Genomic DNA, 14,788 nt, shown 5'->3' with positions numbered 1-14,788 from the left:
TTCCCATTTTATACGTTTAACCTCAAAAAACGGATCAAAATGGGTTTTTTGTTTACATCGGAGTCGGTGTCCGAAGGGCACCCCGATAAGGTCTCGGACCAGATTTCCGACGCCATTCTCGATGAATTCCTGCGCCACGACGCCAATTCGAAGGTCGCCTGCGAGACGCTCTGTACCACGGGACTCGTGGTCGTGGCGGGCGAGGTGCGTTCGGAAGCCTATGTCGACGTGCAGGGCGTGGCCCGGCGCGTGATCGAGCGCATCGGCTACACGAAGAGCGAATACCAGTTCGACTGCAACTCGTGCGGCATTCTCTCGGCGATCCACGAACAGTCCTCGGATATCAACCAGGGCGTCGAGCGCGAAGCCGAGGAGGAGCAGGGGGCCGGTGACCAGGGCATCATGTTCGGCTACGCCTGCAACGAGACGCGCGAGATGATGCCTGCGACGCTGATCCTCTCGCATGTGATTCTCAAGGAGCTGGCCGTCATCCGCCGCGAAGGGAAGGTGATGACCTACCTGCGCCCCGACTCGAAGTCGCAGGTGACGATCGAGTATGATGAAAAAACGAACAAACCGCTGCGCGTGCATACGATCGTCGTCTCGACGCAGCACGACGAGTTCATCCGCCCGGGCAGTGGCCTGAGCGAGAAGGAGGCCGAGCGGCAGATGCAGGAGCGCATCCGCGAGGATGTGCGCACGATCCTCATTCCGCGCGTGAAGGCGCGTCTGGAACGGGCCGGGGACAAGCTGGCGGAGCTGATCGGCGACGACTACATCCTGCACGTGAACCCCACGGGCAAGTTTGTGATCGGCGGCCCTCACGGGGATACGGGCCTCACGGGCCGCAAGATCATCGTCGATACCTACGGAGGGCGCGGCGCCCACGGCGGCGGCGCCTTTTCGGGCAAGGACTCCTCGAAGGTGGACCGGTCGGCGGCCTATGCCGCGCGGCACATCGCCAAGAACCTCGTGGCGGCAGGCGTTGCCGACCAGGTGCTCGTAGAGTTGAGCTACGCCATCGGCATCGCCCAACCGCTGTCGATCTACGTCGACACCTACCGTTCGCCGCGCCCGAAGGCCCTCGAAGGGATGACCGACGGGGAGATCGCCCGCCGCATCGGCAAGCTCTTCGACCTGCGTCCGGCAGCCATCGTGAAGCGCTTCGGGCTGAAGAACCCGATCTTCGAGGCTACGGCCTCCTACGGACACTTCGGCAACCGCCCCTACACGAAGGTGGAGAAGGTCTGGGAGAACGGCCGTGAGGTGGAGCGTGAAATCGAGTTCTTCGGTTGGGAAAAACTCGATGCCGTGGATGCCATCCGCCGGGAGTTCGGACTTTAGTGCACGGAACTTGTACGGTCGGGACATCCGGGGAGGGTGTCCCGATTTTTTTGTGCGAAGCGGACATACTAACCGGACAATGTTGTCCGTTTATCCCTCGAAAGGAGATTCAGAACAATGCCTATGCAGGAAAATTGCCGCTCAAAAACAAGCACTAAACTCTTGAAACTATGAAAAAGGCATTTTTATTTTTGGGCTTTGCAGCCCTGGCGGCCGCAACCGGAGGACTCACGGCCTGGGCCGTGGTCGGGAATCGCGGAACCGAAGTCGCCTATGTCGAGCGCGAAGTGGAACGTACTCCGTCGCTGGGCAACCATTTCACGTCGTATCAGAACGATAAATACCCCGATTTGACCTACGCCGCGGAGAACGCCGTGAAGGCCGTGGTGAACATCGAGGCCATCCAGCAGGTGGAGATGCCGCGCCGGGGCTATGATCCCTTCCTGGAGTTCTTCGGCATTCCGCAGGATTACGGTTACGGCTACGGTGACGGCCGTCCGCAGTACCGCGAACAGCGGGCCGGCGGCTCGGGTGTCATCATCTCCGAGGACGGCTACATCGTGACGAACAACCATGTCGTGGACGGCGCCTCGAAACTCAAGGTGAAACTCAACGACGGCCGCACGTTCGAGGCCGAACTCATCGGTACGGACTCCGCGACGGACCTCGCGCTGCTGAAGGTCGAGGCCAAGGATCTCCCGACGCTGCCCTTCGGGTCGTCGGACGCCCTGCGCCTGGGTGAGTGGGTGCTGGCGATCGGCTCGCCGTTCGACCTGCAGTCGACCATCACGGCCGGGATCGTGAGCGCCAAGGCGCGTCAGTTGGGTGCCATCCCGAACGATTTCCGCATCGAATCCTTCATCCAGACCGACGCTGCGGTCAACCCCGGCAACTCGGGCGGCGCGCTGGTCAACACGCACGGAGAGCTGGTCGGCATCAATACGCTCATCAAGTCGCAGACGGGAAGCTATGTGGGCTATTCGTTCGCCATCCCGGAGTCGATCGTCCGCAAGGTGGTGGTCGACCTGAAGGAGTTCGGCGTCGTGCAGCGTGCGTTGCTGGGCATCCAGTTCCGTGTGGTGGATCAGGATTTCCTCGACGCCGAGGGTGAAGAGCTGGGCATCAAGGAGCTGGGCGGTGCCTATGTGGCGAGTGTCGTCGAGGGCGGTGCGGCTTCGGAGGCCGGGATCCGCAAGGGCGACGTGATTCTGGACGTCGACGGCGTGAAGATCACCGAGCCGTCGACCCTGCAGGAGCAGATCGCCAAGCGCCGACCCAACGATACGGTCAAATTATCGGTAAAAAGGGACGGCGAGGTGAAACAATTTACGGTCACTTTGCGTAATAAGGCTGGTAAAACGGAATTGATGACCAAAGAGGATGTCGACGTGGTCGAGGCCCTCGGCGGAAAGTTCGCCGATGCGGGAACCAAACTGTGCCGTGAGCTCGAGATCAAGGGCGGTGTACAGGTGGTCGGCATCAAGGCCGACGGAATTCTGGCCCGGGCCCGCGTCAAGCAGGGATTTGTGATTACGCACATCAACGACCGCCCGGTCTATTCGCTGAGCGAAATGCAGCGCATGACCGAGAAGGTCCGTTCGATCGACGGCGTCTATCCCAACGGCCGCTCGGCAAGCTACATGTTCGTCGAATAGGCTCTTGTCCGCAGGCGGGCTCCCAGGTGTGACAGTTTTAGGATAGTTAAGTTAATATATGCGTCAGTTAAAGATTACGAAGTCCATCACCAACCGCGAAAGCGCCTCGCTGGACAAATACCTGCAGGAGATCGGCAAGGAGGAGCTTATCACGGTGGAGGAAGAGGTGGAACTCGCCCAGCGAATCAAGAAAGGAGACCAGGAGGCCCTGGAAAAACTTACCAAAGCGAACCTGCGCTTCGTGGTTTCCGTCGCCAAACAATACCAGAATCAGGGATTGAGCCTCCCGGACCTGATCAATGAAGGTAACCTCGGCCTGATCAAGGCCGCCGAGAAGTTCGACGAAACGCGCGGTTTCAAATTCATCTCCTATGCCGTGTGGTGGATCCGTCAGTCGATTCTGCAGGCCCTGGCCGAACAGTCGCGCATCGTGCGCCTGCCGCTGAACCAGGTAGGATCGCTCAACAAGATCAACAAGGCCTTCGCGCGCTTCGAACAGGAGCATGAACGCACGCCGTCGCCCGAGGAGCTGGCTACGGAGTTGGAACTCCCGAAGGAGAAGGTGACCGATACGCTGCGGGTGGCCGGGCGCCACGTTTCGGTCGACGCACCGTTCGCCGACGGCGAGGACAATTCGCTGCTCGACGTGCTGGTGAACCCCGATTCGCCGAATGCCGACCGCGGGCTGATCAATGAATCCCTCTCGACGGAGGTCGACCGGGCCCTGGAGACCCTCACCGAGCGTGAACGCGACATCATCAAGTACTTCTTCGGTATCGGCTGCTCGGAGATGACCCTCGAAGAGATCGGCGAGAAGTTCGACCTCACGCGCGAACGGGTCCGCCAGATCAAGGAGAAGGCGATCCGCCGCCTGCGCCACTCGTCGCGCAGCAAACTGCTGAAATCCTATTTGGGATAGTACCTTGCTTTGAGAATGAAAGAATCCGGATGCCTGAGGCGTCCGGATTCTTTTTTAGGTAATGATGCCAAAAGTGGTTGGTGTCGTATTGGATCAAATGACCAGAATTGTACGATTCTGGTCATTTGCGTTTCTTAATAATTCCATCATTGCTGTTCAGGAAAAGATACCACTTTACAAAGTCCTTAAAATGTTGTTCCGAGAGTCCACGATGGATTCTTAAATTATCCTTCAAGTGACCGAAGAACGACTCAATAGAATTTGAAGATTTAGGTACATTAGGGTATCGCGTGTATGAAAACAGATCGGGTATGGCACGCTTGATATGCGAGACACTTCGATGCAGCATCTTATGCGTAAACCACCATCTTCCCGACAGCTCATCTACGGTTTTTTCATTGATAAATGGTTCGTGTCGCCGATACCAGTCAATAAAAGCCCGTATCCATAACTGTGCCTCATCATGTGTTTGTACTCCATTTAACAAGTGCACCAGTTCGAGGAGTTCCTGTGCCGCTACGGTCTGTGGTTTGCGTGTAATCCACGTCTCTATCTCTCGCGCTACATGTACCGTACAACGCTGCAAGATCGCCTCCGGACACACTTCCCGCACCGCTTTTATGATATTGGGAGATCCATCACAGGTGACACTCTCAATTTGAATGCCGACATCGCGTATAGCCGTTAGGTCTGCTTTCAAATCCCGCAGCGTTTCACTCCTGGTTATGCGATAGAGGAGGGTCATCTTGATGTTGTGATCCCGATATACAACCAGACAAATCTTATTTGAGAAGTAGGTGCCGTCGATCAGAAGATTTACCTTCTCGCGTCGCTGTATCTGCCATAAAGGGCACTGGGGCAAGAGCCGATAGAAGTATCTTTTTAGGGTGCGTTCGCTGTATCCGCTCTCACTCGCAAGGTCACAAATACGCTGTTTACCGCGAACCCAACGCGCGAACCATATAAACTTGTTTTTATCGGAAATCCAGTCTCGACGATCCGTAAAATAGCTGCCACAATTCTTACAATAATAGCGGCTGCAACCGCTACGAGTACCCCATTTTATTGTCTCTAAAAAGCCACAATGAGGACAGCGTATTTTTCGTTTTTTTGACATAAAAATAGAGATTAGTAGAAACCCGTTTCTACTAATCTCTATTTTATCCTTATAACTACCAAATATTATGTCGGTTACATTTTATACCACCAACCACTTTTGGCATCATTACCCTTTTTTATACGTCGTAGCGGATCGTGGTGCCGGTCCCGTCGTAGTCGCTGCCCGGATCGTCGCTGTCGGAGGAGTCCATGCCGTTGAACGAGAAAACGCAGATGACGAGGGCGACGGCCGTGATGATCATCCACAGCTTCCGTCCGAAGAACGGTTCGAACCAGGTCAGCAGGCCGCCTGCTATGGCGATCAGCAACAGGACCATCCACATCCGGGTATTGCGGGCGTTCTCCCGCAGGGCGAAGATCACACACCACCCGGCGAACGCGAGTGCGATGTAGCCCAGCAGTTTCGAGAGCAGGTACCAGCCCCGGTCGAGGAGGTAGACCACCGTCACCTTGTAACGCTGACTGGAGGCGATCCGGTCGGCATGTTCCCAATCCGCATCCTTGCTTTCGGCGACCAGAAAACCGATTCCCTTGCCGTCGACGTAACGGTAGACCCGGAGGTAGCCCTTGTCCGTGCGGTAGTCGCTCACTTTGTCGTAGCGCTCCCAGAGCGGGGTGGACTGGCTGATGAGGGGGAGTTTTGCCAGTGAGGGAAACCATTTGTCGTCGCGCTGCAAAAGGCATTTCGGACGGTCGATCCACTGGTCGGTCGAAATGCGGAAAAGGGTGATTTTGACGCCCTCCTTTTCAGCCGTGAAGCCCGTAATGCCCTGCGTTTCGTTGTTGAAGGCTTGGTAGGTGTAATCGTCGGGAACGGTGAAGCGCATCGTGGCGTCTTCGTAATCGTGTGCCCGGAGGGCCTGGGGTGCAAGCATCAGCAGCGCTGTTGCGATCAGTAGTGCGAAGTGTCTCATCCGTAGGTCGTTATTTTAAGGTTTTTTACCACACGATCGGCTCTTTGCCGACAGAGCGGAGGTATTCGTTGGCACGGGAGAAGTGGCGGCAGCCGAAGAACCCGCGGTAAACCGAGAGCGGTGAAGGGTGTGCGGCCTTCAGGATGAGGTTGCGCTGCGGGTCGGCGATGGCCCCCTTCTTTTGGGCGTAACTGCCCCACAGCATGTAGACAATTCCCTGCTTGCGCTCGGCAATGGCCCGCACGACGGCATCGGTGAAGGTCTCCCAGCCGCGCCCGGCGTGTGAGGCGGCCTCGTGGGCCCGGACCGTCAGTACGGCGTTGAGCAGCAGTACGCCCTGTTCGGCCCAACGGTCGAGATTCCCGCTGGCGGGAATCGGCGTTCCGGTGTCGTCGTGCACTTCCTTGAAGATGTTCTGCAGCGACGGCGGGAAGGGAATGCCGTCGCCGACCGAGAAGCAGAGCCCGTTGGCCTGTCCGGGACCGTGATAGGGGTCCTGTCCGATGATGACGACCTTCAACTGCTCGAACGGACACTTGTCGAAGGCCCGGAAGATATTGCTCCCGCGGGGGAAGATGCGCCGGGAGGCGTACTCCTGGCGGACGAAGTCGGTAAGTTGGGCGAAGTAGGGTTTTTCGAATTCCGGAGCGAGGATCTCCTTCCAGTCCGGGGCGATCTTTACATCCATGTTACATGTGGGTTAAAGTAGTGTAAATGTAGTAAAAAGTTCGGGAAAAGGGATTATTTTCGTCCCGAAATCGAATTGGAAACATGAAAAAGCGGATTTTGTTCTGGTTGGTGCTAAGCCTGTTGACGGCTTCGGCCGGGGCTTCGGAAAGGGAACCTGTACGCAATCTGATCTATCTGATCGGTGACGGGATGGGGTTGTCGCAGGTGGCGATGTTACAGACCGGGTACGGCGATACGTTGACCTCGTTCGATCGGGCTCGGGGCGTGGCCCTCATCCGCACCCGTTCGGCCAACAGCCGGGTGACGGATTCGGCGGCTGCGGGTACGGCTCTCGCCTCGGGGTCGAAGACCGCGAACGGTATGGTCGGCATCGACCCCGAGGGTCGGCCTCTGACGTCGATGATGGCACGGGCCCACCGGGCGGGAATGGCTGTTGGCATTGCCGTGACATGCGGGTTGCAGCACGCCACACCGGCGGCTTTCTACGCGCATGTGCCGGACCGGAACGATACGTTATCCATCACCCGCGATTTGTTGGCGAGCGGCGTCGATGTGCTGTTCGGGGGTGGCCGCAAGGCGCTTGCGGAGGAGTGCCCCGCGGGCGGCAGCTATCTGGACGCCTTTCGCCGGCGCGGGTATTTGGTTGCCGATTCGCTCGCGGAGGCGGACACGCTGACCCGCGGACGCGTGTTGTGCGTCGTGGCGGACTGTGCCCTTCCGGCAGCTCCCGGACGTGGTGATTTCCTGCCCCGGGCCACCCGTTGTGCCTTGCGGATCCTGTCGGGCGAGGCTGCCCGTCGCGACCGGGGCTTTCTGCTGATGGTCGAGGGATCGCAGATCGACTGGGCCGGGCATGCGAACGATGCTGCGTGGATGCAGGCCGAGTTGCGGGACTTCGACCGGACGGTGGCTGCAGCGATGGAGTATGCCGACCGTACGCCCGGGACGCTGGTTGTCGTGACGGCTGATCATGAAACCGGCGGCCTTTCGATTCCGAGTTGCGAGGAGGACTTCACCCGTCCCGACGGTGGCATCTATTACCACTTCTCGACCGGCAACCACTCGGCCACGATGGTTCCCGTTTATCTCTATGGCACGGGGGCCGACCGTATTACCGGCGTAATGGACAATACGGAACTCGCACACCGCATCATGCAGTTGCTCGATCTGGAGTAGCCTGTCCCATTCCGCCGTACGGCGGGGCTGGTGGAACGAAACGCAAAACCGGACTCAACGTCCGGTTTTGCGCACCTCCTCGTCGTCCTTTTCGAGCTTGTCGTCCTCCTCCCAGTCGAACCAGGGGAAGTCGCGCTGCCCGTCGAGGCGGAAGCGGGTGTAGGTGATCGGGAGCCCCATGCCGAGGAAGCGCTCCTCGTAGGCGGTCTTGACCGACAGCACCTCGTCGGCATACCCCGAGCCGTAGATGTCCGCCTCGGAGACCTCGCAGGGAAGCCCGAAATGGCGGATCACCTCGTTCGTATAGGCGTAGAGATGCTTCGAGTCGGTCTTGAGATGGATTACTCCGTCGGGCCGCAGCAGCCGGGCGTAGTATTCGAGGAACAACGGCGAGGTAAGGCGTTTCTTGGCCCGACGGGTCTTGAGCTGCGGGTCGGGGAAGGTGATCCACAACTCCGCGACCTCTCCTTCGGCGAAGAGCCCGTTGATGAATTCGATTCGCGTGCGGAGGAATCCGACGTTGCTCATGCCGCGTTCGGTGGCGGTCTTCGCGCCGCGCCACATCCGGGCCCCCTTGATGTCGATCCCGATGTAGTTGCGGTTGGGGTCGCGCTCGGCCAGCGCCACGGTGTATTCCCCCTTCCCGCAGCCGAGTTCGAGCACGATGGGGTGGTCGTTATGGAAGAAATCGCGGTTCCAGTGCCCCTTCAGCGGATGGTCGTGGCGGAAAACCTCCTCGAATTCGGGCTGTACGAAGCACGCGAAGGTCAGGTTCTCGCGGAAGCGGCGGAGTTTGTCTTTTCCCATGGGTTTGTTGGCTTGGCGTTATGGTTCGGTGGCGGGATGCGACCGGCCGGTCGCATCCCTTCCGTCTGTCAGTTGCTCTTCGAGAGGCGGAGCCCGACGGCCTCTACGCCGCGGACGCTGCGGACCGGCGTCACGCACCACCGGTATTCGCCCGGACTGGCGAGCCGGATCCGACAGCGGTAGGGGATGAGTGCCTCGCCCGTCAGGGCCGCGGGGTTTTTCGTGCGGGGGATGGCCAGCAGGAACCGCTCTTCGAACCGGAGCGAATCGGGTGCGATGGCGGCGATCTGCACCGTGAGGGTGTCTTCCGCGAAGCGTTCGTCGTAGCGCACGAAGAGCGCGGCATCGCGCAGCGTCACGGTGTCGGCATTCTCCAGACGGAGTTCGGCCGTCCGCTCCCAGCCTGCCGGGTTGACATCCGTGGCGGCGGTCTGGTACGGGGATGTGCAGCCTGCGAAGCCTCCGGCTATTCCGGCTGCTCCGACGAGCAGAAGCCCCGTCAGAAGCGTATCTCGCAAGTTCCGCTTCACCCTTTCCGTCTGCTATTCGTTGCGGGGCGGATTTTCGTTGCCGTTGTTCCCGTCGTTCCGCTCTCCGTTGTTGCGGCGGCGGTTGCTGCTGCGGCGGTTTTCGCGGTTGCCGTTCTCCGGCTTCGGACCCCGGTTTTCGCGGTTGCCCGGACGGCTGTTCTCCTGCCGTTGCTGTTCGCCGTTGCCGGAGTTTGCAGCGCCCTCGCTGCCGTTATTTCCCGAAGCTCCGGAGTTGCCGTTCCCGTTGTTCCCGCCATTTCCGCCGTTCCGGCCCCGCTGGTTGCGGCGCTGCGGATGCTCGGACCGGTTTTCGCGCGGCTGTGCTCCGCGCTCTTCCGACGGACCTCCCTGCCGCGAAGAGTCTGCCGAGGCACTCTGCTGCCCGTTCTGCTGTCGGCCCTGTCCGTTCTGTCCGTTGGCGCCCTCCTGCTGTCTGTTCTGTCCGCCGCGGTTCTTGTTGCGGCCGCCGCGTTTGCGGCGCTTGGTCTGGTCGAAGCGCGTGATGCTGTCCTCCTCCGAACGGTAGGTCGGCTCCTCGACCGTCGGGCGCATGTCGTCTTCATGCTGCAGTTGCTCGACCTTTTTACCCTGCCGGTTCAGCGCGAGGATCTCCTTCACGCGCGAAACGGGCAGCGTCGTGACGTTGGCCATCGTCTCCTTCGACGACGAGAAGCTCATCGTCCCGGCCAGCACGTCGCTCTTGACCAGGAACCACTCCCCGTCGACGGTCTGCAGGGGCTCGCGCAGCCGCGGGAAATCCTTGCGGGCATCGACATAGGTGTCGTATTCGTACATCATGCAGCACTTGAGCTTCGAGCACTGCCCGGCGAGTTTCTGGGGGTTGAGCGAGATGTCCTGCACGCGGGCGGCGCCGGTCGTGACGCTCGAAAAGCTCGACATCCACGACGCACAGCACAGTTCGCGTCCGCAGGCGCCCAGTCCGCCGATGCGTCCGGCCTCCTGGCGGGCGCCGATCTGCTTCATCTCGATGCGGATGTGGAAGCGTTCGGCGAAGACCTTGATCAGTTCGCGGAAGTCGACCCGTTCATCAGCGATGTAGTAGAAGATGGCCTTGATCTTGTCGCCCTGGTACTCGACGTCGCCGATCTTCATGTTGAGTCCCATGTCGGCAGCGATCTGGCGCGAGGCGATCATCGTTTCGTGTTCGAGGGCGATGGCCTCCTGCCAGCGTTCTATATCGAAGGGTTTGGCCTTGCGGTAGATCTTCTTGAATTCGCCGTTGTAGGGGTTGAAACCCGTGCGGCGCATCTGGCGGGCCACAAGGTCGCCGGTCAGCGAGACGATACCGATATCGTGTCCGGGCGATGCCTCGACGGCTACGATGTCGCCGCGCTTGAGGTCGAGGTGGTTGACGTTCTGATAGAACGAACGGCGGGTATTCTTGAATCGCACCTCGACGATCTCCGAGGGTTCATTGACGGGGAACTCTTCGAGCCAGGGGGTTTCGTGGAGTTTGAAACACCCGTTGCAGATTCTGGCTTCGGGTTCCGAACCGTCCTCACGGAAGGCGCAGCCGCGGCCCACTTCGGGCTTGTAGACGCCTTTATGTTGTTTTTCGATCTCCATTTCGGGTATAATTTGCGTAAAGATACGAAAAATTTTTTATTTCACCGCGTAGAGCCGCCGCACGCTGCGCCGGATGCGCAGGATCATCAGCAGGGCGGCGGTCGACAACCCGAAGGTGAATCCGACGTAGAGCCCCGAGGGCCCCATCCCGAGCGAGAACCCCAGCAGGTAGCCCACCGGAAGGTTGAGGATCCAGTAGGAGATCAGGGCGATGGGCATGATGATCTTGACGTCCTGAATGCCGCGGAGGATGCCCACCGAGACGTTCTGAATGCCGTCCGAGAGCTGGTACAGGGCGGCGAAGGCCAGGAGATGCGAAGCGATGGCGATGACCTCGGCATTGGTGGTGAAGAGCGTGGGGATGAAGTGGCGCAGGGAGATGAAGACCAGGGCGGCGAAGGCGTTCCAGGCCAGCACGAGGTGGTACGAGGCCTTGGCGGCGAGCGAGAGTTCGCCGATGTTGCGGGCTCCGTAGCAGTGCGATACGCGGATCGTCGTGGCGGCGCCGATCGACATGACGATCATGAAGGCGCAGTTTCCGATGGTCATGGCGATCTGGTTGGCGCTGATGGTCGCCTTGGCTTCGGCCCCGAACCATCCCATCATGATGCCCGTTCCGACAAAGGCCGAGGATTCGAGGAACATCTGCAGTGAGATCGGCCCGCCCATGTGGAGCAGCTGCCGGACATCCGTCCGGGAGAATTTCCGGCGCGAGAAACGCTGCAGGTAGAGCCGGTAGCGGGAGCGCGAGACGAAATAGCCGATGATGAGCACCATCCCCATCACACGGGCGAGGAGGGTCCCGAGCCCGGCTCCTTCGGCGCCCATTTCGGGCATTCCGCAGTGCCCGTAGATGAAGAGGTAGTTGAAGCCGATGTTGGCCACGTTGGCGATGATCGTGGCGTACATCTCGGCGTGGGTGTTGCCGACGCCTTCGAGGAACTGCTTGAAGGCGAAGAAGAGCATCACGGCCGGCATGCTGTACACGAGCATCTTGTAGTAGGGGATGGCGGCGTCGACCACCTCGACGGGCTGCCGGAGGTGGTACATCAGCGGGATCAGTGCATACTGCACGGCGGCCATGACCACGCCGAGCAGTCCGTAGAAGAGGATTCCGTTCTGGAGCAGCCCGGCGGATTTTTCGCGGTCGTTCTGGGCGTAGAGCTCGCCGACGAGGGGTGTCATGCCCATGGCGATGCCGATCGAGGCGATGAAGAGGATGAAGAAGACCGTTCCGCCGAACGATACGGCCGCCAGCGGCAGGGGGTCGTCACCGCCGTAGCGGCCGACCATGAGGTTGTCGGTGAACTGCGTGAGGATCTGCCCCAACTGGGTGAGTACCACGGGAAAGGCCAGTTTCAGATTCTGCCTGTATTGCTCCTTGTATGTTGAAAAACGATACATATTCGCGATTTTTGGTCTGCAAAGGTACGAAATTCTTCCCGGAAAAAAGAAAAGGAGACCCTTTTGCGGAGGATTCTCCTTTTCCGGTCCGGAAGCGGGCGTTGGACCCGCTTCGGACATGGGCGGCCCGCCGGGGTCACGCCACGCGCAGGCGGATGCCGCGCTGTTTGTCCGATTCGACGATTACGGTCCCGCCTTCGGGGAGTTTGCCGTCGATGATCAGTTCGGAGAGGGGCTCTTCGACCTGGTCCGTGAGCGTGCGCTTCAGGGCGCGGGCTCCGTAGCGGGCTTCGTAGCCCATGGCGGCGAGACGGCGCCTGGCTCCGTCGGTAACCTTCACCTTGTATCCAAGGCGCCTGGCGCGACGGAGCAGCCCCTGCAGCTCCAGGTCGACAATCCGCTTCACGTCGGCAATCTCCAGCGTGCGGAACGAAACGATGTCGTCGATGCGGTTCAGGAACTCCGGCGTGAAGGTTTGCTCCAGAGCCTTCTGGTATTCGGACTGCGGGGCGTCGTCGAGGGCGGCCTGCTTCGAGACCGTGGGGTAGCCGACCTGCACCGAGCGCCGGGCCGCGGCTTTCGATCCGACGTTCGAGGTCATGATCAGGATCGTATTCCGGAAGTCGACCCGGCGACCCGCACCGTCGGTGAGATGTCCCTCGTCGAAGATCTGCAGCAGGGCGTTGAAGACCTCGGGATGGGCCTTCTCAATCTCGTCGAAGAGCACCACGGCATAAGGCTGGCGCCGCACGGCTTCGGTCAACTGCCCACCCTCGCCGTACCCGACATACCCCGGGGGTGCACCGATCAGGCGGGCGACGTTGTGCTTTTCGGCATACTCGCTCATGTCGATGCGGATCAGGCCGCGGCGTTCGTCGAAAAGCCACTTCGAGACCTCCTTGGCCAGCAGGGTCTTGCCTACGCCCGTGGGCCCCACGAAGAGGAATATGCCGATCGGGCGGTTCTCGTCCTTCAGCCCGGCCCTCGCCCGGCGGATCGACCCGGCGATCCGTTCCACGGCCTCCTGCTGTCCGACGACCCGCCGGGCGAGGTGCTCCTGGAGACTTTGCAGCCGGGCCGTTTCTCCATCCGAGAGCCGTTCGGCCGGAATGCCCGTCATGGAGGTGATGACCTGCCGGATCTGCTCTTCGGTGATCTCCGCGGGGTTGTGTTCGAGCGAGCGCTGCCATTCGGCGCGGCTTTCGTCGAGTTTCGAGCGCAGGGCGATTTCGCGCATCCGCGCCGAGGCGGCCTTTTCGTAGACCAGGGCCTCGACGGCTTCGCGGCGTTCGCGGCGGACGTCGTGCAGCTCCTGTTCCATGTTCCGGAGCTCCTCGGGCTCGCAGGCCGAACGGAGGTGGGCCCGCGAACCCGCCTCGTCCAGAATGTCGATGGCCTTGTCGGGGAAACAGCGGTCGGGGATGTAGCGCCCGGCGAGCTCCACGCAGGCCTTCAGGGCCGCATCCGTGTAGCGGACACGGTGGTGGCGTTCGTAGTGCGGGGCGAGGTTGTGCAGGATGCGGAGGGTCTGCTCCGCGGTCGTGGGTTCGACCATGACCTTCTGGAACCGCCGTTCGAGGGCCGCATCGCACTCGATGTTTTCGCGGTATTCGTCGAGTGTCGTGGCGCCGATGGTCCGGATCTCGCCCCGGGCCAGGGCCGGTTTGAGGATGTTGGCCGTGTCGAGGCTTCCTTGTGTGGCCCCGGCCCCCACGATGGTGTGGATTTCGTCGATGAAGAGGATCGTGCGGCGGTCGTTGCGCAGTTCGTCGAGGAGCTGCTGTATCCGCTCCTCGAATTCGCCCCGGAACTTCGTCCCGGCGACCAGCGCCGCGATGTCGAGTGCGAAGAGGCGTTTGTCGGCGATCGTGTAGGGGACTTCGCCCCGTGCGATGCGCAGGGCGAGTCCCTCGACGATCGCGCTCTTGCCCACACCGGCCTCGCCGATGAGCATCGGGTTGTTCTTCTTGCGCCGCGAGAGGATCTGTACCACGCGCTCGATCTCGGCGTCGCGCCCCACGACGGGGTCGATCTTCCCTTCGCGGGCCAGGCGCGTGAGGTCCGACCCGAACTTTTCGAGCAGGGCGTGCTTTTCGGCGGGTTTGTTCTCCTCGTGGAAATCGAGGAGGTTGACGACCGGGATTTCGGTGCGGAAGTCGTCTCCCACGGCGAATTTCCGCAGGTCCCGGGCAATGGTTTCGGCATTCACGCCGTACATCTCCAGCACCCGGGCGGTTGCCGTCGAGCGGTCTTCGGCGATCCGTTGCAGGGCGTGGGCCGTGGATACGCTTTTGGCGGCGGTGGGGGTTGCGAGCAGTTCTTCGGTGAAGTGCCGGTAAAATTCTTCGGGCGTTCGGGCATCGGGCTGCCGGGGTGCGGCGATTTCCCGTTCGATGCGCAGGCATACCTGATAGAGCTCCCAGTCCTTGAGCCGGGAGGAGAGCAGTTGGTAGGCCAGGGATCCCTCTTCACGCAGCAGCTCCAGCGTGAGGAAATCCTTGAGCGAGTGGGTGGTTCCCGCCTTGGTGGTGTTGAAAGCCACCCGGGCGATGATACCCTCCAGCGTTTTTGAGATTTTCAGTTGCATGTTGCGTCGTCGTTAGAATTCGCTCAACTAACGGACGGACGCTTGTGTTTATTATG

12 protein-coding genes are annotated in these 14,788 nt (G+C 60.5%); 4 read left to right on the top strand and 8 right to left on the bottom strand.

All coding sequences use genetic code 11. The features are described 5' to 3' along the window. Positions 1-39: 39 nt before the first annotated feature. From metK to ABGT65_RS01235, 3 genes are all read left to right on the top strand, one after another. Entirely contained in the window at positions 40-1,344 is a 1,305-nt protein-coding gene (gene metK, locus ABGT65_RS01245; protein WP_346699402.1) for a methionine adenosyltransferase, read from the top strand. Between the two features lie 170 nt (positions 1,345-1,514). After that, a complete protein-coding gene (locus ABGT65_RS01240) occupies positions 1,515-2,999 on the top strand; it encodes a Do family serine endopeptidase (RefSeq protein ID WP_346699401.1) in 1,485 nt (494 codons plus the stop codon). A gap of 58 nt (positions 3,000-3,057) precedes the next feature. Next, positions 3,058-3,918, top strand: a complete 861-nt coding sequence (locus tag ABGT65_RS01235) for an RNA polymerase sigma factor RpoD/SigA (protein WP_087260869.1) — start codon at positions 3,058-3,060, stop codon at positions 3,916-3,918. A 121-nt stretch (positions 3,919-4,039) separates the two neighbouring features. On the opposite strand, the gene ABGT65_RS01230 is transcribed toward ABGT65_RS01235, so the two are convergent. The 3 genes from ABGT65_RS01230 to ung form a co-directional block, all read right to left on the bottom strand. Beyond that, complete coding sequence (locus tag ABGT65_RS01230; protein WP_149873922.1) at positions 4,040-5,035, bottom strand: transposase; 996 nt, start codon at positions 5,033-5,035, stop codon at positions 4,040-4,042. A 118-nt stretch (positions 5,036-5,153) separates the two neighbouring features. Continuing rightward, positions 5,154-5,951, bottom strand: coding sequence for a hypothetical protein (locus ABGT65_RS01225; protein ID WP_346699400.1), 798 nt, complete (start codon positions 5,949-5,951; stop codon positions 5,154-5,156). Positions 5,952-5,976: 25 nt separating this feature from the next. Beyond that, on the bottom strand, positions 5,977-6,639 hold the full coding sequence (gene ung, locus ABGT65_RS01220) for a uracil-DNA glycosylase (RefSeq protein ID WP_346699399.1): 663 nt from the start codon (positions 6,637-6,639) through the stop codon (positions 5,977-5,979). Between the two features lie 83 nt (positions 6,640-6,722). Here ung and ABGT65_RS01215 point away from each other — a divergent pair, with 83 nt between their 5' ends. Beyond that, on the top strand, positions 6,723-7,817 hold the full coding sequence (locus ABGT65_RS01215; protein WP_346699398.1) for an alkaline phosphatase: 1,095 nt from the start codon (positions 6,723-6,725) through the stop codon (positions 7,815-7,817). A 54-nt stretch (positions 7,818-7,871) separates the two neighbouring features. On the opposite strand, the gene trmB is transcribed toward ABGT65_RS01215, so the two are convergent. From trmB to ABGT65_RS01190, 5 genes are all read right to left on the bottom strand, one after another. Continuing rightward, entirely contained in the window at positions 7,872-8,624 is a 753-nt protein-coding gene (trmB, locus tag ABGT65_RS01210; RefSeq protein ID WP_346699397.1) for a tRNA (guanosine(46)-N7)-methyltransferase TrmB, read from the bottom strand. A gap of 68 nt (positions 8,625-8,692) precedes the next feature. Then, entirely contained in the window at positions 8,693-9,154 is a 462-nt protein-coding gene (locus ABGT65_RS01205) for a hypothetical protein (protein ID WP_346699396.1), read from the bottom strand. 12 nt (positions 9,155-9,166) lie between these two features. Beyond that, entirely contained in the window at positions 9,167-10,741 is a 1,575-nt protein-coding gene (gene ricT, locus ABGT65_RS01200; protein WP_346699395.1) for a regulatory iron-sulfur-containing complex subunit RicT, read from the bottom strand. A gap of 36 nt (positions 10,742-10,777) precedes the next feature. Further along, on the bottom strand, positions 10,778-12,145 hold the full coding sequence (locus ABGT65_RS01195; protein WP_346699394.1) for an MATE family efflux transporter: 1,368 nt from the start codon (positions 12,143-12,145) through the stop codon (positions 10,778-10,780). A 136-nt stretch (positions 12,146-12,281) separates the two neighbouring features. After that, positions 12,282-14,732, bottom strand: coding sequence for an ATP-dependent Clp protease ATP-binding subunit (locus ABGT65_RS01190; RefSeq protein ID WP_346699393.1), 2,451 nt, complete (start codon positions 14,730-14,732; stop codon positions 12,282-12,284). Between the last annotated feature and the right edge of the window lie 56 nt (positions 14,733-14,788).

Origin of the sequence: uncultured Alistipes sp. (assembly GCF_963931675.1) — a bacterium.
In the GTDB taxonomy this organism is placed as follows: Bacteria; Bacteroidota; Bacteroidia; order Bacteroidales; family Rikenellaceae; genus Alistipes.
The sequence above is the reverse complement of the archived record's forward strand: the minus strand, read 5'-3'. Positions and strand labels throughout refer to the sequence as shown.

Bases quoted from the DNA above. Each gene is read 5' to 3' on its own strand.
- ABGT65_RS01195 (WP_346699394.1), bottom strand. From the start codon at position 12,145: ATGTATCGTTTTTCAACATACAAGGAGCAATACAGGCAGAATCTGAAA.
- metK (WP_346699402.1), top strand. From the start codon at position 40: ATGGGTTTTTTGTTTACATCGGAGTCGGTGTCCGAAGGGCACCCCGAT.
- ABGT65_RS01230 (WP_149873922.1), bottom strand. From the start codon at position 5,035: ATGTCAAAAAAACGAAAAATACGCTGTCCTCATTGTGGCTTTTTAGAG.
- ABGT65_RS01215 (WP_346699398.1), top strand. From the start codon at position 6,723: ATGAAAAAGCGGATTTTGTTCTGGTTGGTGCTAAGCCTGTTGACGGCT.
- trmB (WP_346699397.1), bottom strand. From the start codon at position 8,624: ATGGGAAAAGACAAACTCCGCCGCTTCCGCGAGAACCTGACCTTCGCG.
- ABGT65_RS01235 (WP_087260869.1), top strand. From the start codon at position 3,058: ATGCGTCAGTTAAAGATTACGAAGTCCATCACCAACCGCGAAAGCGCC.
- ABGT65_RS01190 (WP_346699393.1), bottom strand. From the start codon at position 14,732: ATGCAACTGAAAATCTCAAAAACGCTGGAGGGTATCATCGCCCGGGTG.
- ung (WP_346699399.1), bottom strand. From the start codon at position 6,639: ATGGATGTAAAGATCGCCCCGGACTGGAAGGAGATCCTCGCTCCGGAA.
- ABGT65_RS01240 (WP_346699401.1), top strand. From the start codon at position 1,515: ATGAAAAAGGCATTTTTATTTTTGGGCTTTGCAGCCCTGGCGGCCGCA.
- ricT (WP_346699395.1), bottom strand. From the start codon at position 10,741: ATGGAGATCGAAAAACAACATAAAGGCGTCTACAAGCCCGAAGTGGGC.
- ABGT65_RS01225 (WP_346699400.1), bottom strand. From the start codon at position 5,951: ATGAGACACTTCGCACTACTGATCGCAACAGCGCTGCTGATGCTTGCA.